Raw genomic sequence first — 24,940 nt, 5'->3', positions numbered from 1 at the left:
ACGAAAGGGTTTATCTCATGAAAAGCATCAAAACTTTTGTCGCAGTAATCGCTCTGGCTACCTCTTTTGGTTCTTTCGCTGCGCAGACAGTGACCGCATCCGCCTCTACCCTGGATGGTGCAGAAGCTAAAATCGCTGCACAGGCTCAGGAAGCGGGCGCGTCATCCTACAAAATTACCCAGGCATTCACCGGTAACCGCGTACACATGACCGCTGAACTGAACAAATAATTCCGCTATACCGTCGAAAGAGCGCCCCTGGGGCGCTTTTTAGTTTATGCCTGCCAGACGCAGCAGTGCGGTCACCACCGCCGCCGCGACGATCACCACAATTAACGGCATTTTGCGCCAGGCCAGAAACACCGCGAACCCCACGCCCAGCACACGTGCCATCCCGGCAAAATGGTCCCCTTCATAAAACGTTGTCGCCAACGCGACGGAGAACAGCAAAACGGTAGCCGCGTCTGAAAGCAGCGCCTGCGACCGTTCTGAAAGCGCCAGCCGGTTGCCAAGCTTCGCTCCGCCAAGACGCATCAGATAGGTTCCGGCAGAAAGAATGGCGATGCCGAGAATAAAGACCGTCATGTTTTCCATTATTTTTTCCTCGCGGCAAGGCCGAGCAAAGAGAGCAGTACCGGCAGACCCACCGGCGCAAACGGTACGGCGGCCAGCGACAACACTGCGCCGCTACAGGCGCGGATCAGCGTGGTACGGTTTTTAAATGCCGGCACCACTAACGCCAGCAGGATCGCCGGGAACACCGCGTCCAGCCCGATGGTTTCCGGATCTGGCAGCAGCTTGCCGACCATCGCCCCCAGTACCGCCCCCAGCGGCCAGATAATTGCCACGCCCAGGCCGCACAGCCAGTAGGCCGCTTTACGCTGCTCGGCGGTTTTTTGCGAAAGGCCGAACACCACGCTTTCATCGTTCATAATATGACAGCCCAGAAAGCTCAGGCCGCGCTTGCCCACCAGGTCACGCACCGTTACGCCGAACGGCACATGGCGTGCGTTTACCAGTAAACCGGCCGCGGCCGCTGCCAGCGGATTGCCGCCGCTTGCCACGATGCCAATAAACATAAACTCGGATGCGCCTGCCAGCACCGTGAGGGAGAGGACAAACGGCACCCACAGCGGGAAACCGTAGGCCATCGCCAGTGAGCCATAAGACATGCCGACCACGCCCACCGCGAGGCAGACCAGGACGATCGCTTTTATCGTGTCGCCTTTCAGACAGGAGAGGTGTTTCTTCATACCATTTTAGCCATATCGAACGTATTTCCATTATAATGAACGCATCAAAATCGTTTTACAAGGCGAACGATTCGTTCGTTATAGAGAGAAAGAGGCCGTTTTTATGACGCAGCCAATCAGCGTGATCGCCAAAAGCCTGGTACGAGAACGCCTGCGAACCGGGCTCTCACTGGCGGAAATTGCCCGCCGTGCCGGGATCGCCAAATCCACGCTTTCACAACTGGAGTCTGGCAACGGCAATCCTAGCCTGGAAACGCTGTGGTCGCTTTGCGTGGCGCTGGATATTCCGTTTGCCCGGTTACTGGAGCCGCAGCAACCCGTCACGCAGGTGATCCGCCGCGGCGAGGGCACAAAAGTCGTCGCCGGGCAGGCGAACTACGAGGCGATTTTGCTCGCGGCGTGTCCGCCGGGCGCGCGTCGTGATATCTATCTGCTGCTGACTCAGCCGGGGGCAGACCGTATTTCCCAGCCCCATCCGCCTGGTTCGGTTGAGCATATTATCGTGACCCAGGGGCGGGCGATGGTCGGTCTGATCGACGCGGCGGAAGAACTCGGCCCGGGAGATTACATTTGCTACCCCGCTGACCAGCCGCATATCTTTAAGGCGCTGGAGCCCGATACGCACGCGCTGCTGGTGGCGGAACAAAACTAAAGAAGATACGGAAAATCATGTCGCTTAAAGCCATTGCCAAAGAACTGGGGCTGTCTGTTACCACCGTCAGCCGCGCCCTCAACGGATATGACGACGTTTCTGCTGAGACGCGCGCCCGCGTGGAAGCGGAGGCCCAGCGCCGTGGCTACCGACCAAATACCTTTGCCCGTCGCCTGAAGATGGGCAAAATCGACGCCGTCGGGCTGGTATTTCCGGTGCATCCTGTTCCGCTCAATAACAGCGTTTTTATGGACATGGTCGGCGAAATTAGCCACGAACTGGCGCGACATGAGATTGACCTGCTGCTCATCGCTGACGACGATCTGGCGGACAAACACAGCTATATGCGCATGGTGCAGAGCCGACGCGTGGATGCGCTGATAGTGGCGCATACGCTGGATCACGATCCGCGTCTTGAGCAGCTTCAGGCCGCCGGGTTTCCGTTCCTGGCGCTCGGCCGCAGCCAGCTCCCGCAGCCGTACGCGTGGTTCGATTTCGACAACTATGCCGGTACGTATCAGGCCACCCGCTGGCTGATCGAGAAAGGCCATCAGCGCATTGCGCTGCTGGGCGAAAGCAACAACCAGGCATTCATCACCCAGCGCCGCCAGGGCTACCTGGACGCGCTGCGGGAAGCCGGACTTTCCAGCGAATGGCTGCGCGCCATGCCCCCTTCGCGCCGCGTGGGTTATGCCACCACGCAAGAACTTCTCTCCCTGCCGCAGCCGCCCACGGCCATCATTACCGACTGCAACACCCACGGCGACGGCGCAGCGATGGCCCTGGCGCAGATGGGACGCTTAACCGGTGAAAATGCCGTCTCGCTGGTGGTCTATGACGGCTTACCGCAGGACAGCATTGTCGATATCGACGTCGCGGCGGTGATCCAGTCTACCCGTCAGGGCGTCGGGAAACAGATTGCCGATATGGTGCGCCAGCTGATTAACGGCGACGACATTGACACCCTTCAGGTGCTCTGGCAGCCAGAATTCTCTCCAGGCCAGACGGCCTAATCACGCGAAAAATTCCGAACCCGATCACAGATCCGAAACGTTTTGGTTTGTATCCGAAACGTTTCGGATCAAAACTCAGGACATCCCGATGACAGGAGATGTCCGATGCAAGATGCCATTTTTCGACTTGAAAGCAATACGGTTGACGTGGTGCTAAAAACCCACCCGTTCGCCGAAATTCTCTACTGGGGGCCGCACCTTCAGCACTTCTCGCCGCAGGATGTCCTGAGTATTGCGCGCCCGGTTGCTAACGGCAGGCTGGACGTCGACTCCCCCGTCACGCTGATGGCAGAGCTGGGGCATGGGCTGTTTGGCTCGCCGGGCATCGAGGGGCATCGCCAAGGGCTGGACGGATCGCCGGTATTTAAAACCACGCAGGTGCAGCAGGCGTTAAACGCCCTGACAATCACTGCTGAAGACGAGCATGCAGGCTTGCGCCTGACCAGTGAAATAACGCTGGATGCCAGCGGCGTACTGGTGGTGCGCCATGGGTTAACCAACCTGAAAACGCTGGCGTGGCAGGTGGATCGCTTTGCCGTGACGCTGCCGGTGGCCGAACGCGCGCAGGAGGTGATGGCCTTCCACGGACGCTGGATCAGGGAGTTTCAGCCGCACCGCGTTACGCTTGAGCACGACAGCTTCGTGATTGAAAACCGCCGGGGTAAAACCTCCCACGAACATTTCCCGGCACTGATTTCAGGTACGCCGTCATTCAGTGAAATGCACGGCCACGTCTGGGGTGTGCATCTGGGCTGGAGCGGCAACCACCGCCTGCGCGCAGAGGCGAAAACCGATGGCCGCCGTTATATGCAGGCCGAAGCGCTCTACCTGCCGGGTGAAATGGCGATTGAAGAGGGGGAAACGCTCTGGACGCCACGCCTGTATGCCAGCCACTCCCCGCACGGGCTGAACGGCATGAGCCAGCAGTTCCACCGCTACCTGCGCGATAACGTTATCCGCTTCCCGGAAGATAAACCGCGCCCGGTGCATCTCAACACCTGGGAGGGGATCTACTTCGACCACGATCCGGACTACATCATGCGCATGGCCGACGAGGCCGCAGCGCTGGGCGTGGAGCGCTTTATCATTGACGACGGCTGGTTCAAAGGCCGCAACGACGACCACGCCGCGCTGGGCGACTGGTATCTGGACGAGAAAAAATACCCGAACGGCCTTAAGCCGGTGATCGATCACGTTAAACAGCTCGGCATGGAGTTTGGTATCTGGGTTGAGCCGGAGATGATTAACCCGGATTCCGATCTGTACCGCGCGCACCCTGACTGGGTGCTGGCGCTGCCGGGCTACGCCCAGGCGACCGGGCGACACCAGCTGGTGCTCAATCTTAATATTCCTCAGGCCTTTGATTATCTGGTCGAGCGCATGAGTTGGCTGCTGGGCGAACACGCGGTCGACTACGTGAAATGGGACATGAACCGCGAGCTGGTGCAGCCAGGGCACAAGGGCAAAGCCGCCGCCGACGCCCAGACGCGCCAGTTTTATCGCCTGCTGGACGTGCTGGGCGAGCGTTTCCCGCACATTGAGTTTGAATCCTGCTCCTCCGGCGGCGGGCGAATCGATTATGAAGTGCTGACCCGCTGCCACCGCTTCTGGGCGTCCGACAATAACGACGCGCTGGAGCGCAACACTATCCAGCGCGGCATGAGCTACTTCTTCCCGCCGGAGGTGATGGGGGCGCATATCGGTCATCATAAATGTCACGCTACCTTCCGCCAGCACAGCATTCAGTTCCGCGGGCTGACGGCGCTGTTTGGTCACATGGGGCTGGAGCTGGATCCGCTCACCGTCGACGCGCAGGAGTGTGAAGGCTATCGACATTACGCCGCGCTGTATAAGCGGTGGCGCGGGGTCATTCATCACGGCACCCAGTGGCGCGTGGATATGCCGGACGCCACCACCCTGGCGCAGGGTATAGTGAGCGAAGACAAGACGCAGGGGCTGTTTTTGGTCAGCCAGCTCGCGATGCCGGATTACACCCTGATGATGCCGCTGCGCATGCCGGGGTTAGACGCCAGCGCGCAGTACCGCATCACCCTGCTCGATCACCCGAACATTCAGATTACGGGCGAGGGCGGGCACACCATGCGCAAGCTGCCGGCGTGGATGGACGCGCCGCAAACGGTAAGCGGTGAATGGCTGATGCAGGCGGGTATTGCGCTGCCGATTCTGGATCCGGAAACCACCATTCTGATTGGTGTGGAACGCGTGTAAGGGTGACGGGCCGGGCAACCGGCCCTCCGTTGAGGATAAAAATAATGAACACAACAACCTGTACCCACAAAGACAACCCTAACTTCTGGATCTTCGGGCTGTTCTTCTTTCTCTACTTCTTCATCATGGCCACCTGTTTTCCGTTCCTGCCGATCTGGCTGTCGGACATCATCGGCCTGAACAAAACCCATACGGGGATTGTTTTCTCCTGCATCTCGCTGTCGGCCATTGCCTTCCAGCCGGTGCTGGGGGTCATTTCGGACAAGCTGGGGCTGAAAAAACATTTGCTTTGGATCATTTCGGTGCTGCTGTTCCTGTTCGCGCCGTTCTTCCTGTACGTCTTCGCCCCGCTGCTGAAAACCAATATCTGGCTGGGGGCGCTGAGCGGTGGGTTGTATATCGGCTTTGTCTTCTCAGCGGGTTCGGGGGCGATTGAGGCCTACATTGAACGCGTGAGCCGCAACAGCTTTTTTGAGTACGGCAAGGCGCGCATGTTCGGCTGTCTCGGCTGGGGGCTGTGCGCCTCAACGGGCGGCATCCTGTTCGGCATCGATCCGTCGTATGTTTTCTGGATGGGATCGGCGGCGGCGCTGTTGCTGATGCTGCTGCTGGTGGTCGCGAAACCGAAGCCCAACCAGACGGCGCAGGTCATGAACGCCCTGGGCGCGAACCAGCGGCAGATCACTGCTAAAACCGTGTTCAACCTGTTCCGCCAGCGCAGAATGTGGATGTTCATCCTGTACGTGATTGGCGTGGCCTGCGTATATGACGTCTTCGACCAGCAGTTTGCTACCTTCTTCAAAACCTTCTTCGCCACGCCGCAGGAGGGGACCCGCGCCTTTGGTTTCGCCACCACAGCGGGGGAAATCTGTAACGCGATCATCATGTTCTGCTCGCCGTGGATCATTAACCGCATCGGTGCGAAAAACACGCTGCTGATTGCCGGGGTGATCATGGCGACGCGCATTATCGGATCGTCGTTTGCCACCACCGCCGTGGAGGTGATTGCCCTGAAGATGCTGCACGCGCTGGAAGTCCCGTTCCTGCTGGTGGGGGCATTCAAGTACATCACCGGGGTGTTTGATACGCGCCTGTCGGCCACCATCTACCTGATTGGCTTCCAGTTTGCCAAACAGTCGGCGGCGATCTTCCTCTCCGCCTTTGCCGGAAATATGTATGACCGGGTCGGCTTCCAGGAGACGTATCTGATACTGGGCTGTTTCGTGCTGGCGATCACGGTGGTGTCGGCGTTTACGCTGAGTGGCAGGCGGGAGATTGCTGCTACCGCTGGGGCAGCAGCGTTAACACATCAGTCCAGGTAAAACACCTCTTCCAGCTCCGCACTCACCGGGCTGTTATCCGGGTTCGACGGCATAACGTCACCCATATGCTTCCACCAGCGCTGGCAGACGTCGGTATTCGCTACCGCGTTCCAGCGCTCCTCCGATTCAATCTCCACCGTTGCAAACAGCAGGTTGCGGGCTTTGTCGAGGTAAATGGCGTAGTGGTGCGCACCGTGGGCTTTCAGTACCGCCTCCAGCTCAGGCCAGATCGGGTTGTGGCGACGCGCGTACTCCTCGTGCGCGTCCGGGTTTACCTGCATCACAAACGCTTTGCGGATCATAAAGCCTCCAGGTACAGCTCGCGGACCTCATCGCGGCTGGCGGTGCGCGGGTTACACGGCGCGCACGGGTCGGCGAGAGCTTTATCCAGCCAGCCTTCAATATCGGCTTTGGTCACGCCGAGCTGGCTAAATCCGGACGGAATGCCGACCCGGGCGCTCAGGTCGCGAATCGCCTGAATGGCTGACATGCTGGCCGCTTCATCGCTCATGCCGCGCGTGTCAACGCCCATCGCCTGCGCCACGCGGGCAAATCGGGCAACCGCGTTCGGGCGGTTAAAGTTTTCGATGATCGGCAGCAGAATGGCGTTGCACACGCCGTGCGGCAGGTTGTGCGTCGCGCCCGGCTGGTGCGCCAGGGCATGCACCAGCCCCAGACCGGCGCTGTTAAACGCCATGCCCGCCAGATACTGACCAAAAGCCATCTGCTCGCGCGCTTCCAGGTTGTGACCGTCGTCGACCGCTTTCGGCAGCCAGAGGTTGATCAGGCGAATCGCCTCCAGCGCGTTGGCATCGGTCAGCGGGTGCGCGCCGACGGACACGTAAGCTTCAATGGCGTGAGTCAAGGCATCCATGCCGGTTGCGGCGGTCACGGAGGCCGGAATATCAAGCATCACGCTGGCATCGTCCACGGCGATATCCGGGATGATGTTCGGGTCGATAATCACCTCTTTCACCTGTCGTGCGGCGTCAATGATCACCGCGTTGCTGGTCATCTCCGCTGCCGTGCCTGCGGTGGTGTTGATTGCCACCAGCGGCACGCCCGCGTTTTTCACCTTGCCGACGCCAGAGTAATCGGTTGACGGACCGGGGTTGGCGGTGAGGATTTTGATTGCCTTGGCGGTATCAATCGGGCTGCCGCCGCCAAAGGCAATCAGGTAATCACACTCCGCATCCTGATATGCCGCATAGCCTTTTTGCACCAGCGCTTCCGTCGGATTCGGGAATACCTCATCGAACAGGTGATACGACATCTGATGGGCGTCGAGCGCGGAAAACAAACTGTCGAGCAGGCCCAGCTTCACCAGCTGACCGTCGGTGACAATCAGCGCTTTTCCCCACTGTTTGTTTGCCACCAGATTGACCATATCGCCGATCGCGCCCGCGCCGTGCAGGCTGATTTTGGGGAGTGCCAACATAAAGCTCATGATAATTCTCCTTAATTACTGTGAATTTTATGCCCGGCGGCGCTGCGCTTGCGCGGGCCTACGGTTAAGCAGGCCGGGTAAACGCAGTGCCACCCGGCTATGAGATCCGTCTTCGCTGCATAATCCGGCGGGTAATAATCGGCAGCGAAATCACCACGATCAGCATCGCGCCGATAATCACCGACATCACAATGCCGGGCACGTTGAGCAGGCTCAGGCCGAAGGTCACCAGCCCCATCAGGAAGGCGGCGATAATCACGCCCACCATGCTGCCGGACCCGCCGAGAATGTTGACGCCGCCGAGCACCGCCATCGTCACCACCGCCAGCTCCCAGCCCATCGCGATGGTCGGACGGGTGCTGCCCAGACGCGAGGTGAGCAGCACCGACGCCAGGCCGGACATCAGCCCCACCAGCGCGAAGAGGATCAGGTTGTGGCGCTTCACGTTGATGCCGGAGTACCACGCGCCGGTCGGGTTGTTGCCGATGGCGTAGGTGCGGCGGCCAAAGTTGGTACGGTGCAGCACAAAGGCAAACAGAGCGGCCAGGACGATAAACAGCGCGAACTCAAACGACAACGCGCCCCAGACGTAGCCCTGGCCGAACCAGGCAAAGCTCTCCGGGTAGCTGTTCAGCGCCTGGTCCCCGAGCAGGATGTAGGTGATCCCGCGGTACAGGCTCATGGTGCCGATGGTGATGACGATGGACGACAGGTTAAAGCGCGTCACCAGAATGCCGTTGAACAACCCGCACAGTAGCCCGACGCCTAATCCCACGCACACCAGCAGTGGCGTATCGACGCCCGCCGCCGCGCAAAAGCCCATCACCGTGGAGCTGAGCGCGATGGTGGAGGCCACCGACAGGTCAATTTCCCGGGCGATAATCAGCATCGCCATCGGCAACACAATGATCGCTTTTTCCGTGAAGTTGAACGTCGCGTCGGAGAGGTTCCAGATATTGAGGAAGTAGGGCGAGGCGAGCGCGTTCACCACAAACACCGCCAGCGTCACCGCCAGCAGGAAGCCCTCCCAGCACAGCAGACGCTGGAAGATGCCCGGCGCAGAAGTGGGTTTGAACTCTTCAGATGTCATCATTTTGCTCATGGTTTCACCGCCAGTTTCTGACGTGCCAGCGCCGCGTCGCGCAGGATCAGCCTGCCTTTGCGTTTGTTGCCGCGCTCGTTCAGCAGCACAGCGATGACAATGACCGAGCCGGAAATCGCCATCTGCCAGAACGGGGAGACGCCGATCACCGGCAGGGCGTTGTTGATGACGCCAAGGAACAGCGCCCCGAACAGACAGCCGAGCACGCGACCGGTGCCGCCCATGGTGCTGATCCCGCCAATCACGCAGGCTGCCACCACCTGCAATTCAAAACCGTTAGCGACGTCAACATACGCAACGGCAAAGCGCGATATCCACAGGTAGCCGCAGAACCCGGCCAGCAGACCGGAAAGGCAGAAGCTGATGAACTGCATTTTCCCGGTGTTGATCCCGGTGTAGTACGCTGCCGTGGCGTTACCGCCTGCGGTGTAGAGCGCCCGTCCGGTGCGGCTGTAGCGCAGGAAGTAGCCCACCAGCAGCAGTACGGCGATGGCGCACCAGCTCAGCACCGGCAGGCCCAGCACTGACGCACGCGGCAGGCCGAGGAAGTCTGCACCCATCTGGTTGGAGTTCACCCAGCCGCCGCCGGAGAGCAAAAAGATCATTCCGCGGTAGATGCTCATGGTGCCGAGTGTTACCACAATCGCCGGAATGCCCAGCTTCCACACAAGCAGGCCGTTTATCGCGCCCATCAGCAGCCCAAGCGCGCTGGCGAGGATCAGCAGCGCCCAGACGGGCACGTCCGGGTAATGGAAGTTAATCAGGGCGACAATCATCCCGGTCAGGGCCAGATTGGCCGCCATCGACAGGTCGATGCCTTTAGTGAGCAGCACCATCATCTGCCCGAGCGCGAGGACGATCAGAATGGCGGTGTCGTTAAACATCTCCACCAGGTTGCCCGGCGCGATAAACGATGGCACGCGGCTGCCAATGGCGACGATCATCAGGATAATCACCGCGCCCAGCAGGGCTTCGCGGTGTTTTAAGAGTGAGCTAAGCATTTATGCCGCCTCCTGTTTTGCACCGCTGGCGGCGCTGACGATGGTTTCCGCCGTCGCGTCTCCCGCCTGGTATTCGGCCACCATCAGCCCCTCGTGCATGACGATAATGCGATCCGCCATGCCCATCACTTCCGGTAGTTCGGACGAGACCATAATCACCGCCAGCCCCTGACTGACCAGCTCGGACATAAACTGATGAACGGCTGCCTTTGAGCCGATATCGATGCCTTTTGTTGGCTCATCGAGGATGATCACGTCAGGGTGCGTCGCCAGCCATTTGCCGATCACCACCTTTTGCTGGTTGCCGCCAGAGAGGGTCTCCACCGCCTGCTTCCAGCTGAAGGCTTTCACTTGCAGGCGTTTGGCGTACTCGTTCGCCAGTTTCCATTCACGGTCGTCATGCAGCACGCCGTTCGGATTGAGCGTGCTAAGCTGAGGCAGGCTGATGTTCTGGGCAATCGGCAGGGCGATAATCGCCCCCTGTTTCTGCCTTTCTTCCGGCACGCAGACAATACCGGCTTTGATCGCATCCGCAGGCTGGCGGAAGCGCCGGGGCTGTCCGTTGAGGATAATTTCCCCGGACGATGGCCGCGTGACGCCGGAAAGCGCCTGCATCAATTCGGTACGCCCGGCACCCACCAGCCCGTAAAAGCCGAGGATTTCCCCTTTACGCAGGGAGAACGAGATATGCGCAAACTCGGTCGGATGGCAGAGGTTTTGCACCTCCAGCACCGTCTCGCCTTTTTCGCAGTCGATTTTCGGGAAGGTTTGGGTAATGGCGCGCCCGACCATCATCGACACCATCCGCTCCTCGGTGATCTCATTTATTGCCCCTGCACCGACGAACACGCCGTCGCGCAAAATGGTGTAGTGATCGGCCAGCTCAAAAATCTCGTCGAACTTGTGGGAGATAAACAGGATGGCTTTTCCCTCCTGCTTTAAGCGCTCCACAATCTGGTAAAACTCGAGGATTTCATGCTGCGACAACGCCGCCGTGGGTTCGTCGAGGATCACCACCTGCGCCTCAAACGACAGCGCGCGGGCAATCGCCACCATGTGACGCTGGGCGATGCTTAGGGTTTTCAGCGTTGCGCGCGGGTCGATTTGCACCTCAAGGCGGGCGAGAATAGCCTGCGCCCGGCGGTGCATTTCCGGCCAGTCGAGCTTTTTCAGGAAGCCTTTGTGAAGGTACTGACCAACAAAGATATTTTCGGTGACCGAGAGTTCATCAAACAGGACGGTTTCCTGGTGTATGGCGGTGATACCCATTTTATGCGCCGACTCCGGCGTTGGAAGGTGAACGGGGATCGCCTTGTAGAGAATTTCGCCCTCGTCGGGCTGGTATATGCCGGTCATCACTTTGACCAGCGTCGACTTGCCCGCGCCGTTTTCGCCGATAAGCGCCGTCACTTTGCCGGGCCACAGCGCAAGCTGCACGTTCTCAAGAGCACGTACGCCGGGGAACACCTTGGTGATGCCAGAAAGCTGTAGCAATGGGGTCATGATAGTTCTCCGTTTGGTTCACCCTCACCCCGACCCTCTCCCTTTGGGAGAGGGCTAGGGTGAGGGGGGAAAGGATCAAAAGATTTTCGAGAACTTATCAATATTGCTGGCATCGTAGACGAACGGCTCGGCCATCGCGCCGTTGCCGTCCGCATCCAGCTTCACTTTGCCCAGTTTGCCCATGCTGGCCTCACCTTTCGTGGCCGTGCCTTTCACCAGATCGTCCGCTAAGTAAGTCGCGGCATAGCCCAGGTCAATCGGGTTCCAGATGGCAAAGCTCTTGCTCGCGCCGGATTTCACCGCGCCCGCCATCTCAGACGGCAGGCCTAAACCGGTGACGTACACTTTGCCAATCTTGCCCTGGTCCTTCACCGCCTGCGCGGCAGCCACAATGCCCACGGACGACGGCGAGACGATGACTTTCAGCTCCGGGTAGGTTTTCAGCAGGCCGACCGCTTCGCGGTAGCTTTTGTCAGAGAGATCGTCTCCGTAGGCCACGGTCACCAGATTGACGGACGGGTACTTCGGCAGCACCTTTTTCATCTCCGCAATCCAGGTGTTCTGGTTGGTGGAGGTTGGCGTGGCGCTCAGCACCGCTACTTCGCCCTTCTCCACGTTCAGCGCTTTCAGGGCATCGGCGGCGAGCTTGACGTTGGTTTCGCCAATCAGGGCGTTATTGGACGGGTTGAGATGGATCTGACGCCCGGCTTTCGCCACCCCGGAATCCCACGACACAACCTTAATGCCGCGCTGCATCGCTTTTTTCAGCACCGGCACGACGGCGTCCGGATCGTTCGCGGAAATTGCGATCGCATCCACGCCCTGGGCGATCAGCCCGTTCAGCACCTCGATCTGCGCTTCCGCCGTGGTGGTGGTCGGGCCGGTATAAATCACTTTTACATCGCCTAACTCTTTGGCCGCCTCCTGCGCGCCGACGTTCGCTGCCTCGAAGAATCCATTCCCTAAGGACTTCGCCACCAGGGCGATTTTCACTTCTGCTAAAGCGGAACCGGACAACGCCAGAGCGGCAACGGTGAGGATCAAGCTTGCTTTTATTTTCATTGCTTTTACTCCACTGACTTGAGTTAGTTGTAGGGATTGCAGGTGGTTTTCGCCCCGTCTCGGTGAGCGGGGCGCGATGTTGTTATTGGTACAAATCTAACGCCGACTGCATCGGGGTGACGCCAAAGCGTTTGCCCAGGGCAATCAGCTCTTCCCGGGTGATGGTCTGCTTCATGCCGCCCATGGAATAGACCTTCACCAGCACCTCCGCGGATTTCTCGGCGGTGTCGATCAGGCCGAAGGTTTCATCCAGTGTCGGGCCGCTGCCGAAGACGCCGTGGAACGGCCACAGCACCAGTGAGTGCTTCTGCATGTCCGTCGCGGTCGCCTGGCCGATTTCGTCGGTACCCGGCACCATCCACGGCAGAATGCCGACGCCGTCCGGGAACACCACCAGACACTCGGTGCTGCCTTCCCACAGTTTGCGGGTGAAGAAATCAGAATTGTTTTCCAGCACGTAGGTCAGGGCGATCAGGTTGGTGGCGTGGCAGTGCATGATCACGCGGTCCTTGCCATTGGTCGCCTTGATGCGCTCGCAGTGGGAGAGGAAGTGCGCCGGCAGTTCGGATGTGGGTACCGCGTCGTCCGTCAGTCCCCAGAGAATGTGGTAACCCGCGCCGTCGCTGTCCACCTTCACCACGCCGAGGTTGGCTTCCGGGTCCAGCTGTACGTTGCGGAAAAACTTCCCGGAACCGGTGACGATAAACGGCGTGTTGGCGAGCAGCGGCATCGGCTGGCTCAGGGCGATATAGCGCGGCTTCTGGTGGAAATCGGAGGCAAATGGCTCGATATCCGCGTCGTCCAGGCGTAGCGTCAGGTTGCCGCCGTTGCGCTCGTCCCAGCCCTTCAGCCAGGCGTCGGAGGTGGCTTTGATCATGCCCTGGACGAACCAGGAGGTGGTGATAGTCTGCATACTGTGTTTCCTTTGAAAATGCCGGGTGGCGCGTTGCTTACCCGGCCTACTTTTACCTGTAGGCCCGGCAAGCAACGCGCCGCCGGGCGATGTTTTTTACTGACGAGCGGCAAGAACCTCTTTCTCATACGCCCGCACGTTATCCAGCCACTGGCTGCCCGCAGGTGCATCGTGACGCTGGCAGTACATCTCCCACACCGCCTGCCACGGCAGGGATTTCTGCTCTTCCAGCAGCGCCAGGCGCGCGGTGTAGTCGCCGTTTTCTTCCAGCTGTTTCAGGGCGGCGACAGGCTCCAGCAGCGCGCGCAGCAGGGCTTTCTTCATGTTACGGGTGCCGATAACCCAAGCCGCGATGCGGTTGATGGAGGCGTCGAAGAAGTCGAGGCCGATATGTACGCGGTCAAAGAGGTTGTGGCGGATGATTTCGCTGGCAATGGCCTGGGTTTCGTCATCCAGCAGCACCACGTGGTCGCTGTCCCAGCGCACCGGGCGGCTGACGTGCAGCAGCAGGCGCGGCACGTAGAGCATGGCGGCGGAGATCTTGTCGGAGATGACTTCCGTTGGGTGGAAGTGGCCGGCATCCAGGCACAGCGCGGTCTGGCGGCTGGTGGCATAACCCATGTAGAACTCGTTTGAGCCCACGGTGTAGCTCTCTGCGCCAATGCCGAACAGCTTGCTCTCGACGGCGTCGATGTGGTGCGCCGGGTCCAGCTTCTCGCTGATGGCTTCATCCAGCGCGGCCAGCAGGCGCTGACGCGGGGCCAGTCGGTCTACGGTGATGTCCTTCATGCCGTCCGGGATCCAGATATTCATTACCGATGGCGTGCCAAGCTGCTCGCCAAAATAAGCCGAGACGCGGCGGCTGGCTTTGACATGGTCGATCCAGAACTGGCGGATTTCATCGTTGGCATGCGCAAGGGTAAACCCGTCCGCGCTCAGCGGGTGCGAGAAGCAGGACGGGTTAAAATCCAGACCCAGCCGGTTGGCTTTCGCCCACGCCACCCAGTTCGTAAAGTGTTCCGGTTTGATTTCGTTACGCGCGACCGGCTCATCGGATTCGAGATAAATGGCGTGCAGGTTCAGGCGCTTTGGCCCGGGGATCAGGCTCAGCGCCAGCTCCAGATCCGCACGCAGTTCGGTGGCGTTGCGCGCTTTGCCAGGATAGTTACCCGTGGCCTGAATACCCCCCGTCAGAGAACCGCCCGGGTTCTCGAAACCGGCGACATCATCACCCTGCCAGCAGTGCATGGAGACGGGCAGACGATCGAGCTGGCGCAGCGCCTCTTCGACATCCACGCCGACGGCGGCGAAACGCTGTTTAGCCAGATCCCAGGCTTGTTCAAGTTGAGTGGTCATGCGCAAAGCTCCTTAGTCAGTCGTTTTTGCTGAAACTGCGCCCGGTAGCGGGCAATTTCATGGCAGGGATGGGGGGTGAAGGTGGTCAGGCTGTTATTCGCCGTCACCACCGAACGGAAATCGTCGACGTTGGACAGTTCGTCCAGGGTCATCAGCTGAATGCCGATATTGCCGAGCGTGGAGGCTTCAATCGGACCTGCCACCACGGTAATGCCGCATGCATCCGCGCAGAGCTGGTTCAGCAGCTGGTTCTGGCAGCCGCCGCCCACGATATGCAGTTGTGTGAACGGTTTGCCGCGAAGGTCAGCCAGCTCGCTCAGGATGTCGGCATACAGCAGGGCGAGACTGTCAAAAATGCAGCGTGCCAGCTCGGCGGGGCGGGAAGGTACCGGCTGCCCCGCTTCAAAACAGGCGGCCTGGATTTCGGCGCTCATGTGCGCCGGGTTGATAAAGCGGTCATCGTTCGGGTTAATCAGGAAGGTACAGGCCTTCAGCGTTTCGGTTTCGGCGATAAGCTCGGGCAGGTCGGTGATGTTCTGCTCTTTCAGCACCCGCTGGAGCAGCCACAGGCCCATGATGTTCTTCAGCACCCGGTAGCGCCCTTCGGCACCGCCTTCGTTGGTGATGTTCGCGGCCAGCGCGGCATCGCTGGTGTAGGGCGTTTTGCTCTCAAAGCCCATCAGCGACCAGGTGCCGGATGAGAGGTAGGCCGCATCTTTGCCGGCGAGCGGCGAGGCAATGACCGCGCTCGCGGTGTCGTGGCTGGCGACGGCGACAACGGGGATTTTATTCCCCTGCGGGCAAAGCCAGTGGCCGATCACATTGCCCGGATGGGTTGGCGCGCCAAACCAGGACGGCGAGGCGCCCGTCCAGGCCAGCAGATGTTCATCCCAGTTATCGGTGTTGATGTTGACCAACTGCGTGGTGGTGGCGTTGGTGTATTCCCAGTTCATGTTGCCGGTCAGACGGTAGCTTAAGTAGTCCGGGATCAGCAGCGAATGCGCCACCTTTTCGACCAGCTCTGGCTGTTGCTCAACCAGCGCGCGCAGCTGATACAGCGTGTTAAACGGCAGAAACTGAATGCCGCTGCGACCATAGATGTTCTCCTTGCCAAGCTGGGCGATGGCGTGCGCCATTAGCCCATCGGTGCGGCTGTCGCGGTAGGAGACGGGCAGGCCGACGCGTTCGCCGTGACGGTCCAGCAGTACGTAATCCACACCCCAGGTATCAATGCCGATACTGTCGATGCGAATACCGTCTTCGCAGACGTTGTGAAGTCCGGTGCGGATCTCTGCTTCCAGGGCGTCGATATCCCAGGTAACAAAACCGTCCTGTTTTTGCAGACAATTGGCGAAACGGTGCATTTCGCGAAGCGTAAGGGTGTGCAGGTCGCAGTCCCAGGTGGCGAGCATTACACGGCCGCTGGATGCGCCTAAATCGACAGCCACACAATGGCGAAAAGTCATGGTCGGGTCCTTTCTTAAGTCATTAGCGAGGAGTGTAAGAAAGGGAAGAAATAGCCACCTTCTCGCCACTGACAGCCCAAATCTCGCGCTGGCAAGAAAGCAAAGATGAACGTGAGGGAGTTCACAGTTTCCAGTAATGGCGGGGTTTGCAGGCAGTGTGACGCTGACCGCATTTCCCGATCTTTCCGCCTGTTTCTTGAAAAACCGACAGCTTTTGCGCGGTTTGCTGTCAAAAATTTAAGGTGAGCGTGAAAGGCCTTAATTACTATTTTGAGAACTTTTCTCATTGGTGGGGGCCGTTATGACCGTACTGCACAGCGTCGATTTTTTTCCTACTGGGGCTTCGCCGGTCGCGATTGAGCCACGGCTGCCTCAGGCTGCGTTCCCGGAGCATCATCATGATTTTCATGAAATTGTGATTGTTGAGCACGGAACGGGCATCCACGTGTTTAACGGTCAGCCGTATACCATCAGCGGCGGTACGGTGTGCTTCGTGCGCGATCACGACAGGCACCTGTATGAACATACCGACAACCTGTGCCTGACCAATGTGCTCTATCGTTCTCCGGATGCGTTCCAGTTTCTTTCCGGGCTGAATCAGCTGTTGCCGCAGGAGAAGGACGGCCATTATCCGTCGCACTGGCGGGTGAATCAGTCCACGTTGCAGCAGGTGCGTCAGCTGGTGAGCCAGATGGAGCAGAGCGAGGATGGACAGGAGACGCACGCCATTGCTACCCGCGAGCTGCTGTTTATGCAGCTGCTGGTGCTGCTGCGGCGCAGCAGCCTGGTGGAAGGGCTGGAAAATAACGACGCGCGCCTGAATCAGCTGATGGCATGGCTGGAAGATCATTTCGCCGAAGATGTCTGCTGGGAAACGCTGGCGGATGACTTTTCGCTCTCGCTGCGCACGCTGCATCGTCAGCTCAAGCAGCATACCGGCCTGACGCCGCAGCGTTACCTTAACCGTCTGCGCCTGATCAAAGCGCGTCACCTTTTACGTCATACCGACGAAAGCGTCACCGATATCGCCTATCGCTGCGGTTTCGGCGACAGTAACCACTTTTCGACGCTGTTTCGCCGGGAGTTTAGCTGGTCGCCGCGCGATATTCGTCATGGGAAAGACGCGTTGCTTCAGTAACGCGAGGGCAGTCACCGTTTTTTTGCTGCAAAAAGGCTAATAATGTCCGGTTATTCGCCGTAGAGGTTGTGGTGTGGCTGCTCAGCTCATTCTTCGCAAAGATGATTTTTTTGCCTCCGCGAGTCAGGCCGTCGCGGTGGCCGACCGCTACCCGCAAAACGTCTTCGCCGAGCACACCCACGAGTTTTGCGAGCTGGTGCTGGTGTGGCGGGGCAATGGCCTGCACGTCCTCAACGACCGTCCCTACCGCATCACGCGCGGAGACCTGTTCTACATCCGCGCTGAAGACAAACACTCCTACGCCTCGGTTAACGATCTGGTGTTGCAGAACGTCATCTATTGCCCCGACAGACTTAAACTGAATGTCGACTGGGCGGGCAATATCCCCGGTTTTCATGATGCCAGAGGCGAACCGCACTGGCGCTTAAGCAGCAACGGCATGGCTCAGGTGCGCCAGACGATTTCCCAGCTGGAGCAGGAGAGCCAGAAGAGCGATCCGGTGGCAAACCAGATGTCGGAGCTGCTTTTCGCCCAGCTGGTGATGACCCTGAAGCGCCATCGTTACGCTACGGATAATCCCTCTGCCACCATGCAGGAAGCGTTGCTGGATAAGCTCATCACCCGGCTTGCGGGCAGTCTGAACAAGAGTTTCGTGCTGGAAAAATTCTGCGAGCAGGAGCAGTGCAGCGAGCGCGCGCTGCGCCAGCAGTTCCGCACCCAGACGGGGATGACGGTAAACCACTATCTGCGCCAGCTGCGCATCTGCCACGCCCAGTACCTGTTACAGCATACGGAGCTGATGGTGAGTGAAGTGGCGATGCGCTGCGGCTTTGAGGACAGTAACTACTTCTCGGTGGTGTTTAACCGTGAGGTGGGGATGACGCCGGTTCAGTGGCGTCATCGCAGTCGAAAGGCAGCGTAATCAGTTCGCCATGCCGAGGCCGACGATATTGGCCGCAATGATAATCACCACGCAGCCCAGGCTCAGCACGCCAACCGGACGACGCCCGGCGTTGTTCCACTCTTTCAGCACCAGCCCAACCAGCCCGCCGCACAGCACGTAGAAGCTCATGTGCAGCATCCAGCTCATGTAGTCATACTGCGCCGGAATACTGGCGTGACCCCAGGCGTAGAAGAAGAATTGCAGATACCACATCAGGCCGCCAAGGGCGGAGAGCAGGACGTTGGTGACGATCAGCGGTTTTGCCAGCGAGAAGTCGGCTTTTACCGACAGGTTGTTCACTTTTGCCAGACGAATAAAGCAGAAGCCGAGGTTTACCAGCGCGCCGCCGCCCATGATCACCACGTAGCTTGGCAGGGCAGCGTACAGCGGATCGACGCCCAGCGCCGCAGCGGCGTCGTGCATCGGTTTGGCGGCATTCATGGCGAACGACATGCCCGCCGAGAAGACGCCGCACATCACCGCCAGCAGCAGCCCTTTCTTCAGGTTGAACTCTTCGGCTTTGATGCCCATCTTGCGTTCTTTCAGCTGGCCCGCGCGGGTGACGATGCCCACGCCGATCACCGCCACCAGCACGCCCAGCAGGGTCATTCGCCCTCCCTGGGTGTTGATCAGCACATCGAAGTTGCCGTTGAGGATTGGCGTCATCAGGGTGCCAACAATCAACGTTATGCCAATCGCGATGCCAATCCCCATCGACATGCCGAGGTAGCGCATGGTGAGGCCGTAGTTGATATTACCGATGCCCCACATCGCGCCGAACAGGAATACCGGCAGCAGGGTGGAGGCGTTGAAGGAGGAGAAGTAGCCCCAGAAATCGGGCAGCAGCATGGCGCTGATTGTCCACGGCAAAATCAGCCAGGACACGGTACCGCCAACGGACCACATGGTTTCCCATGACCAGCCTTTCACCTTTTTAAACGGGGCATAGAAACAGGCCGCACTGGCCGCGCCTATCAAATGCCAGAAGATACCCATCGTAATCGCATGATTCATTTTTACATCCTCATCGTTTTTATAGCCGGAGGCTTCCCGCCGACTTGATGAGTGTAAAAATGAGGCGGTTTGGGAACCTTCAGAAGGTTGCCGCACTTTTGTTCAGGATGGCAATCAGCACGTTAAACACGTGAGCAGACTCACAATTTTGTCATTTATCAAAAACCGAATAACCTTATAAAAACTACGGCATTGATAATCATTTTCAATATCATTTAATTAACTATAATGAACCAACTGCTTACGCGGCATTAACAGCTGTGCCGCCCGACAATAATGGAGAGGATTATGAGTTATACACTGCCATCCCTGCCGTATGCCTACGACGCACTGGAACCGCATTTCGACAAGCAGACGATGGAAATCCATCACACTAAACACCACCAGACCTACGTGAACAACGCGAATGCTGCGCTGGAAAGCCTGCCAGAGTTCGCTAATCTGCCTGTTGAAGAGCTGATCACCAAACTGGACCAGCTGCCAGCAGACAAGAAAACCGTGCTGCGCAACAACGCGGGCGGTCACGCTAACCACAGCCTGTTCTGGAAAGGCCTGAAAACCGGCACCACCCTTCAGGGCGACCTGAAAGCGGCTATCGAGCGTGACTTCGGTTCCGTTGACAACTTCAAAGCGGAATTCGAAAAAGCCGCTGCAACCCGTTTCGGCTCTGGCTGGGCGTGGCTGGTTCTGAAAGGTGACAAACTGGCGGTCGTTTCTACCGCTAACCAGGATTCCCCGCTTATGGGTGAAGCTATCTCTGGCGCATCCGGCTTCCCAATTCTGGGTCTGGACGTGTGGGAACACGCTTACTACCTGAAGTTCCAGAACCGTCGCCCTGACTACATCAAAGCCTTCTGGGACGTGGTGAACTGGGACGAAGCAGCAGCGCGTTTCGCCGCTAAAAAATAAGGTTGCATTGACGCCTGTGAGAAGCGAGTCTGATGACTCGCTTTTTTTGTATCTGAAGGAGTGGAGATGCATTACCCGGTGAATGTGTTTACAGGCAAGGTAAGGGAGTACGAAGGCAGCCGCCCGAGTGCCATCGCCAAAGTGCAGGTCGACGGTGAGCTGACGTTGACCGATCTCGGGCTTGCGGGTGACCAGCAGGCTGAAAAGAAAATCCACGGCGGGCCCGATCGCGCGCTGTGCCACTATCCGCGCGAGCACTATCAGCACTGGAAAACCGAATTTCCTGAACAGGCTGACCTCTTCGTCGCCCCCGCGTTTGGCGAAAATCTCTCAACGGAGGGGCTGACGGAGAAGAACGTCTTTATCGGCGATATTTACCGCTGGGGCGATGCTTTGATTCAGGTCACCCAGCCGCGCTCACCGTGCTTTAAGCTTAATTACCATTTCGGCATTCAGGATATGTCGGCCCAGTTGCAAAACGCGGGTAAAACCGGCTGGCTGTATCGCGTTGTGCAGGCGGGACAGGTTTCGGCGGATGCGCCGCTTGAGCTGGCTTCGCGTTTGAGTGAGGTGTCGGTGTACGAGGCCTGCGCAATTGCCTGGCATATGCCGTTTGATGACGATCAGTATCACCGTCTGCTGTCAGCGGCGGGATTATCCACCAGCTGGACCAGAACGATGCAGAAGCGGCGGATAAGCGGCAAGATCGAGAGCAGTTCGCGGAGATTATGGGGGAAATAGTTCCCGCAGAAAGTAGGCCGGGTAAGGCGAAGCCGCCACCCGGCACATACGGTTACGAACGCTTATACAGCGGCAGCCACAGCGTTAACCTGAGCCCGCCCAGCGGGCTGTCATCGGCTTTCACCCAGCCACGGTGCTGTTGCATGGCGGTTTCAACAATCGCCAGACCCAGTCCCGTACCGCCAGATTCACGGTCGCGCGCCTCGTCGGTACGGTAGAACGGACGGAAAATCTGCTCGCGATCTTCCGGGCTGACGCCAGGACCGTCGTCGTCGACAATGACGGTTATCCCGTCTTTATCCACCGAGAACGCCACCTCAATCTTCGTGTGCGAGTAGCGCAGGGCGTTACGCACGATATTCTCCAGCGCGCTTTCCAGCGTGTTGGGGTTACCGTAGAGCGGCCACGGGCCCGGCGGGAAGTTGACGGTGAAGGATTTGCCCATCTGCTCCGCTTCAAACGCCGCGTTGTCCAGCACCTCATGCCACAGATGATTGGCTTTCACCGTTTCGCTCACCAGCGCGTTTTTCTGCTGATTGCGCGACATGACCAGCAGATCGTTGATCATGCTGTCCAGACGATGCGCTTCGGTTTCGATGCGCTCCAGCTCTTTGCTTTCTCCGCTGCGGCGACGCAGCAGGGCGGTACCCAGCTGTAAGCGCGTGAGCGGGGTACGCAGTTCGTGCGAGATATCCGACAGCAGGCGCTGCTGGGCCGTCATCATGCGATCGAGCGCGCTCACCATCTGGTTAAAACTGGTCCCGGCGGCCAGGAACTCCTGCGGCCCGGATTCCAGCTCCGGATGCTGCCTCAGGTTGCCCTGCGCCACTTCGTCCGCCGCATTTTTCAGCTTACGCGCCGGTTTCGCCAGGCTCCACGCCAGCCATAACAGCAGCGGGGAACTGACCAGCATCGTGACAATCAACAGCAAAAGCGGACGGTCAAACAGCAGGTTGATGAAGTCGGACTGGGAACTGCTCGCAGGGCGAATCAGGTAGAGCTGATAATTGTCTTCCCCGTCCCGAACCGAGAAAGGACCAACCATCTCTACCCGACCATATTTCTTTTTCTGTGGGTGATCGGCGTTATCCGCCTGGCCAATAAAGTTGCGGATAATCTGCATTTCATTGCGATCGGCCCCAATCACGCGGCCTTCACTGGTGACCAGTAAAAGACGTTGTCCGGGGGGCGCCCACTTGTCGATAGCGCGAAACAACCTGCGCCACCACATTAAATCGTTCGGCGGATCGTTTGCCAGCTCCGCTTCCACGTGCTGCTCGATCATCACGCCCTGACGTTGCTCGCTGTCTAGTAGCTCCGTCATCTGGCGTGAGTCGAGTTTTGGCAACATCAAAACGAGCATTAAAACCAGTGCCAGCGTCAGCCAGAAGATGGCGAAGATGCGGGCGGTTAAGCTGCCTATCATGAAGCGGAAACCATCAGATAACCACGACCACGCAGGGTTTTGAACCAGGGATGACCGTCTTTACGCTCCGGCAGCTTACGGCGCAGGTTCGAGATATGCATGTCGATGGCGCGGTCAAACGGGGTGAGGCGTTTGCCCAGCACTTCCTGGCTTAAGTGTTCACGCGACACCACCTGGCCGAGATGCTGCGCCAGCAGATACAGCAGGGTGAACTCGGTGCCGGTTAGCTCCAGCGTTTCACCGTCGAAGCTCGCTTCCTGTCGGCCCGGGTTCAGGCTCAGGGAGTCCACTTCCAGCGTAGGTGAGCTGTTGTCGGTATTCTGCTGCTGCTCGCTCCAGTGAGAGCGGCGCAGGATCGCGCGAATACGGGCCACCAGTTCACGGTCGTTGAACGGCTTAGGTAAATAGTCATCCGCACCCAGCTCAAGGCCGAGTACGCGGTCAAGCTCGCTGCCGCGTGCGGTCAGCATAATGACGGGGGTCTGGTGTGTCTGGCGAAGCTCTTTCAACGTATCAATACCGTTTTTCTTCGGCATCATGACGTCGAGCAAAAGTAAATCGATGCTGTCGTCAAGGAGACTCAGCGCCTGCTCGCCATCATGGGCAACCAGGACGTTGAAACCTTCCATGTCGAGCAACTCCTTTAAAAGAGATGTGAGCTCTCGGTCATCATCAACTAACAGGATTTTATTCATTGTTTAAATACCTCCGAGGCAGAAATTACGACATCAAGGCTATCTAATCCATGACTTTACGTTGTTTTACACCCCCTGACGCATGTTTGCAGCCTGAATCGTAGACTGTCTCTCGTTGAATCGCGACACGAAAGATTTTGGGAGCAAGTGATGCGCAAAGTTACCGCTGCCGTCATGGCCTCAACGCTGGCCTTCAGTGCGTTTAGCCAGGCTGCTGTAGCTATCATCAGCGATAACGGTTCCTCAGCAGAGGGCGCAACGCAGCACAGCAGCCAAAGCCATATGTTTGACGGCATAAGTTTAACCGAACATCAGCGTCAACAGATGCGAGATCTGATGCAGAGGGCAAGACACGACCAGCCCCCTGTTAATGTTAGCGAAATGGAGACAATGCATCGCCTTGTCACCGCAGAAAATTTTGACGAAAGCGCTGTACGCGCTCAGGCCGAAAAAATGGCGCAGGAACAGGTTGCCCGCCAGGTAGAGATGGCGAAGGTTCGCAACCAGATGTTCCACCTGCTAACGCCCGAGCAGCAAGCGGTTTTGAATACCAAACATCAGCAACGTATGAACCAGTTGCGTGAGGTTGCACGGATGCAGCGAAGCTCAGATATGACGCTTTTCAGTAGCAATAGCAGTACCCGTAGTAACCAGTAAACCCTGTTTTCCTTGCCATAGACACCATCCCTGTCTTCCCCCACATGATGTGGGGGTTTTTTTTGCCCATCGTTCCGGTTTGTTAACGCTTTATTCATCCTTTCACTCCACCACCATCCGTTATACTAGCGCCATGGCATGACAGGAGTGTTTATGAATCAATCCTATGGACGGCTGGTAAGCCGGGCCGCAATAGCCGCGACGGTGATGGCGTCGTGTTTACTGATCATTAAAATTTTCGCGTGGTGGTACACCGGATCGGTCAGTATTCTGGCGGCGCTGGTGGACTCACTGGTGGATATTGCCGCCTCGCTGACCAACCTGCTGGTGGTGCGCTACTCGCTGCAACCGGCGGATGAAGAGCATACGTTTGGCCACGGCAAAGCGGAATCGCTGGCCGCGCTGGCACAAAGCATGTTTATTTCGGGCTCTGCGCTTTTCCTGTTTTTGACAGGCATTCAGCATCTTGTTTCGCCGTCACCGATGAACGATCCGGGCGTTGGCGTGGTCGTAACGGTAGTTGCACTTATAAGCACACTTGTTCTTGTAACGTTCCAGCGCTGGGTTGTACGCAAAACACAAAGCCAGGCTGTACGGGCCGATATGCTTCATTATCAGTCTGATGTTATGATGAATGGGGCTATTCTTATTGCGCTTGGTCTGGCCTGGTATGGCTGGCATCGGGCCGATGCGTTGTTTGCGTTAGGGATAGGGATCTATATTTTATACAGCGCCTTGCGGATGGGGTATGACGCGGTACAGTCGCTTCTTGACCGTGCGCTTCCGGATGCAGAACGTGATGAAATTTATGCCATCGTGACCAACTGGCCCGGCGTCAGTGGTGCTCACGATCTTCGTACGCGGCAGTCAGGGCCGACCCGCTTTATTCAGATTCATTTGGAAATGGAAGACAACCTGCCACTGGTTCAGGCGCATATGGTCGCTGAACAGGTGGAGCAGGCGATTTTGCAGCGTTTCCCTGGGTCAGACGTCATTATTCACCAGGACCCATGCTCTGTCGTACCCAGGGCGTTTTGAGCTTTCGTAATTCGTTGTAAAAAAGTGAGCCAGAGCAGCATTTTGTGGATAAATTACCACC

At 58.2% G+C, this 24,940-nt stretch carries 25 protein-coding genes; 11 read left to right on the top strand and 14 right to left on the bottom strand.

The window, feature by feature from the left end:
- Positions 1 to 17 precede the first annotated feature (17 nt).
- The gene (locus tag SK47_RS21150) at positions 18 to 230 is read left to right on the top strand and encodes a YdgH/BhsA/McbA family protein (protein WP_003861966.1); all 213 of its coding nucleotides are present in this window, start codon (positions 18 to 20) and stop codon (positions 228 to 230) included.
- A gap of 39 nt (positions 231 to 269) precedes the next feature.
- Here the strand turns inward: SK47_RS21150 and SK47_RS21145 are convergent, their stop codons facing one another.
- Positions 270 to 593 (bottom strand): AzlD domain-containing protein, encoded by a 324-nt coding sequence (locus SK47_RS21145; protein WP_003861969.1) that lies wholly within the window; start codon positions 591 to 593, stop codon positions 270 to 272.
- Positions 593 to 1,252, bottom strand: a complete 660-nt coding sequence (locus SK47_RS21140; protein WP_022652076.1) for an AzlC family ABC transporter permease — start codon at positions 1,250 to 1,252, stop codon at positions 593 to 595. Before SK47_RS21140 ends, SK47_RS21145 begins: the two co-directional genes overlap by 1 nt.
- Before the next feature lie 103 nt (positions 1,253 to 1,355).
- On the opposite strand from SK47_RS21140, the gene SK47_RS21135 reads away from it, so the two are divergent.
- From SK47_RS21135 to SK47_RS21120, 4 genes are all read left to right on the top strand, one after another.
- A complete protein-coding gene (locus SK47_RS21135; protein WP_003861973.1) occupies positions 1,356 to 1,904 on the top strand; it encodes a helix-turn-helix domain-containing protein in 549 nt (182 codons plus the stop codon).
- A 17-nt stretch (positions 1,905 to 1,921) separates the two neighbouring features.
- Positions 1,922 to 2,917, top strand: coding sequence for a LacI family DNA-binding transcriptional regulator (locus tag SK47_RS21130; protein WP_003861974.1), 996 nt, complete (start codon positions 1,922 to 1,924; stop codon positions 2,915 to 2,917).
- A 105-nt stretch (positions 2,918 to 3,022) separates the two neighbouring features.
- Positions 3,023 to 5,146 carry an alpha-galactosidase gene (locus tag SK47_RS21125; protein WP_003861975.1) on the top strand — a complete coding sequence of 708 codons (2,124 nt, stop codon included), beginning with the start codon at positions 3,023 to 3,025 and terminating at the stop codon, positions 5,144 to 5,146.
- A 44-nt stretch (positions 5,147 to 5,190) separates the two neighbouring features.
- Entirely contained in the window at positions 5,191 to 6,468 is a 1,278-nt protein-coding gene (locus SK47_RS21120; protein WP_003861977.1) for an MFS transporter, read from the top strand.
- Here SK47_RS21120 and rhaM read toward each other — a convergent pair.
- The 9 genes from rhaM to rhaB all read right to left on the bottom strand — a co-directional run bounded on the left by rhaM (position 6,456) and on the right by rhaB (position 16,318).
- Positions 6,456 to 6,770: an L-rhamnose mutarotase gene (gene rhaM / locus SK47_RS21115; RefSeq protein ID WP_003861978.1), complete on the bottom strand. Its 315-nt coding sequence runs from the start codon at positions 6,768 to 6,770 to the stop codon at positions 6,456 to 6,458. The genes SK47_RS21120 and rhaM overlap by 13 nt on opposite strands.
- Positions 6,767 to 7,915 (bottom strand): lactaldehyde reductase, encoded by a 1,149-nt coding sequence (fucO, locus tag SK47_RS21110; protein ID WP_003861980.1) that lies wholly within the window; start codon positions 7,913 to 7,915, stop codon positions 6,767 to 6,769. Before fucO ends, rhaM begins: the two co-directional genes overlap by 4 nt.
- Before the next feature lie 97 nt (positions 7,916 to 8,012).
- Positions 8,013 to 9,017, bottom strand: coding sequence for an ABC transporter permease (locus SK47_RS21105; RefSeq protein ID WP_003861982.1), 1,005 nt, complete (start codon positions 9,015 to 9,017; stop codon positions 8,013 to 8,015).
- Complete coding sequence (locus tag SK47_RS21100) at positions 9,014 to 10,018, bottom strand: ABC transporter permease (protein ID WP_003861984.1); 1,005 nt, start codon at positions 10,016 to 10,018, stop codon at positions 9,014 to 9,016. Before SK47_RS21100 ends, SK47_RS21105 begins: the two co-directional genes overlap by 4 nt.
- Positions 10,019 to 11,521 carry a sugar ABC transporter ATP-binding protein gene (locus SK47_RS21095; protein WP_003861985.1) on the bottom strand — a complete coding sequence of 501 codons (1,503 nt, stop codon included), beginning with the start codon at positions 11,519 to 11,521 and terminating at the stop codon, positions 10,019 to 10,021. It abuts the gene before it with no gap.
- A gap of 75 nt (positions 11,522 to 11,596) precedes the next feature.
- Positions 11,597 to 12,583, bottom strand: coding sequence for a rhamnose ABC transporter substrate-binding protein (rhaS, locus tag SK47_RS21090; protein WP_003861987.1), 987 nt, complete (start codon positions 12,581 to 12,583; stop codon positions 11,597 to 11,599).
- A gap of 82 nt (positions 12,584 to 12,665) precedes the next feature.
- A complete protein-coding gene (rhaD, locus tag SK47_RS21085; protein WP_003861989.1) occupies positions 12,666 to 13,496 on the bottom strand; it encodes a rhamnulose-1-phosphate aldolase in 831 nt (276 codons plus the stop codon).
- A 96-nt stretch (positions 13,497 to 13,592) separates the two neighbouring features.
- Entirely contained in the window at positions 13,593 to 14,852 is a 1,260-nt protein-coding gene (rhaA, locus tag SK47_RS21080) for an L-rhamnose isomerase (RefSeq protein WP_003861990.1), read from the bottom strand.
- A complete protein-coding gene (gene rhaB / locus SK47_RS21075; protein WP_003861992.1) occupies positions 14,849 to 16,318 on the bottom strand; it encodes a rhamnulokinase in 1,470 nt (489 codons plus the stop codon). The genes rhaA and rhaB overlap by 4 nt, the downstream gene beginning before the upstream one ends.
- A 301-nt stretch (positions 16,319 to 16,619) precedes the next feature.
- Here rhaB and rhaS (SK47_RS21065) point away from each other — a divergent pair, with 301 nt between their 5' ends.
- A complete protein-coding gene (gene rhaS / locus SK47_RS21065) occupies positions 16,620 to 17,456 on the top strand; it encodes an HTH-type transcriptional activator RhaS (protein WP_003861994.1) in 837 nt (278 codons plus the stop codon).
- A 73-nt stretch (positions 17,457 to 17,529) separates the two neighbouring features.
- Positions 17,530 to 18,378, top strand: coding sequence for an HTH-type transcriptional activator RhaR (rhaR, locus tag SK47_RS21060; protein WP_003861996.1), 849 nt, complete (start codon positions 17,530 to 17,532; stop codon positions 18,376 to 18,378).
- On the opposite strand, the gene rhaT is transcribed toward rhaR, so the two are convergent.
- Positions 18,379 to 19,413, bottom strand: coding sequence for an L-rhamnose/proton symporter RhaT (rhaT, locus tag SK47_RS21055; RefSeq protein WP_048245119.1), 1,035 nt, complete (start codon positions 19,411 to 19,413; stop codon positions 18,379 to 18,381). It lies immediately after the preceding gene.
- Between the two features lie 288 nt (positions 19,414 to 19,701).
- On the opposite strand from rhaT, the gene sodA reads away from it, so the two are divergent.
- Together sodA and yiiM are read left to right on the top strand one after the other, a co-directional pair.
- Entirely contained in the window at positions 19,702 to 20,322 is a 621-nt protein-coding gene (sodA, locus tag SK47_RS21050; protein ID WP_003861999.1) for a superoxide dismutase [Mn], read from the top strand.
- Positions 20,323 to 20,388: 66 nt separating this feature from the next.
- Positions 20,389 to 21,063 carry a 6-hydroxyaminopurine reductase gene (gene yiiM, locus SK47_RS21045; protein WP_003862001.1) on the top strand — a complete coding sequence of 225 codons (675 nt, stop codon included), beginning with the start codon at positions 20,389 to 20,391 and terminating at the stop codon, positions 21,061 to 21,063.
- Between the two features lie 52 nt (positions 21,064 to 21,115).
- On the opposite strand, the gene cpxA is transcribed toward yiiM, so the two are convergent.
- Complete coding sequence (gene cpxA, locus SK47_RS21040; RefSeq protein ID WP_015569937.1) at positions 21,116 to 22,489, bottom strand: envelope stress sensor histidine kinase CpxA; 1,374 nt, start codon at positions 22,487 to 22,489, stop codon at positions 21,116 to 21,118.
- Positions 22,486 to 23,184, bottom strand: a complete 699-nt coding sequence (gene cpxR, locus SK47_RS21035; protein WP_003862004.1) for an envelope stress response regulator transcription factor CpxR — start codon at positions 23,182 to 23,184, stop codon at positions 22,486 to 22,488. Before cpxR ends, cpxA begins: the two co-directional genes overlap by 4 nt.
- Before the next feature lie 150 nt (positions 23,185 to 23,334).
- Between cpxR and cpxP the strand changes: the two genes are divergently transcribed.
- Together cpxP and fieF are read left to right on the top strand one after the other, a co-directional pair.
- The gene (cpxP, locus tag SK47_RS21030) at positions 23,335 to 23,841 is read left to right on the top strand and encodes a cell-envelope stress modulator CpxP (RefSeq protein ID WP_003862006.1); all 507 of its coding nucleotides are present in this window, start codon (positions 23,335 to 23,337) and stop codon (positions 23,839 to 23,841) included.
- A gap of 153 nt (positions 23,842 to 23,994) precedes the next feature.
- On the top strand, positions 23,995 to 24,879 hold the full coding sequence (gene fieF / locus SK47_RS21025; protein WP_022652064.1) for a CDF family cation-efflux transporter FieF: 885 nt from the start codon (positions 23,995 to 23,997) through the stop codon (positions 24,877 to 24,879).
- Positions 24,880 to 24,940: the final 61 nt, after the last annotated feature.

Source organism: Enterobacter sp. BWH52 (assembly GCF_001037565.1).
GTDB lineage: Bacteria > Pseudomonadota > Gammaproteobacteria > Enterobacterales > Enterobacteriaceae > Enterobacter > Enterobacter hormaechei_C.
The sequence above is the reverse complement of the archived record's forward strand: the minus strand, read 5'-3'. Positions and strand labels throughout refer to the sequence as shown.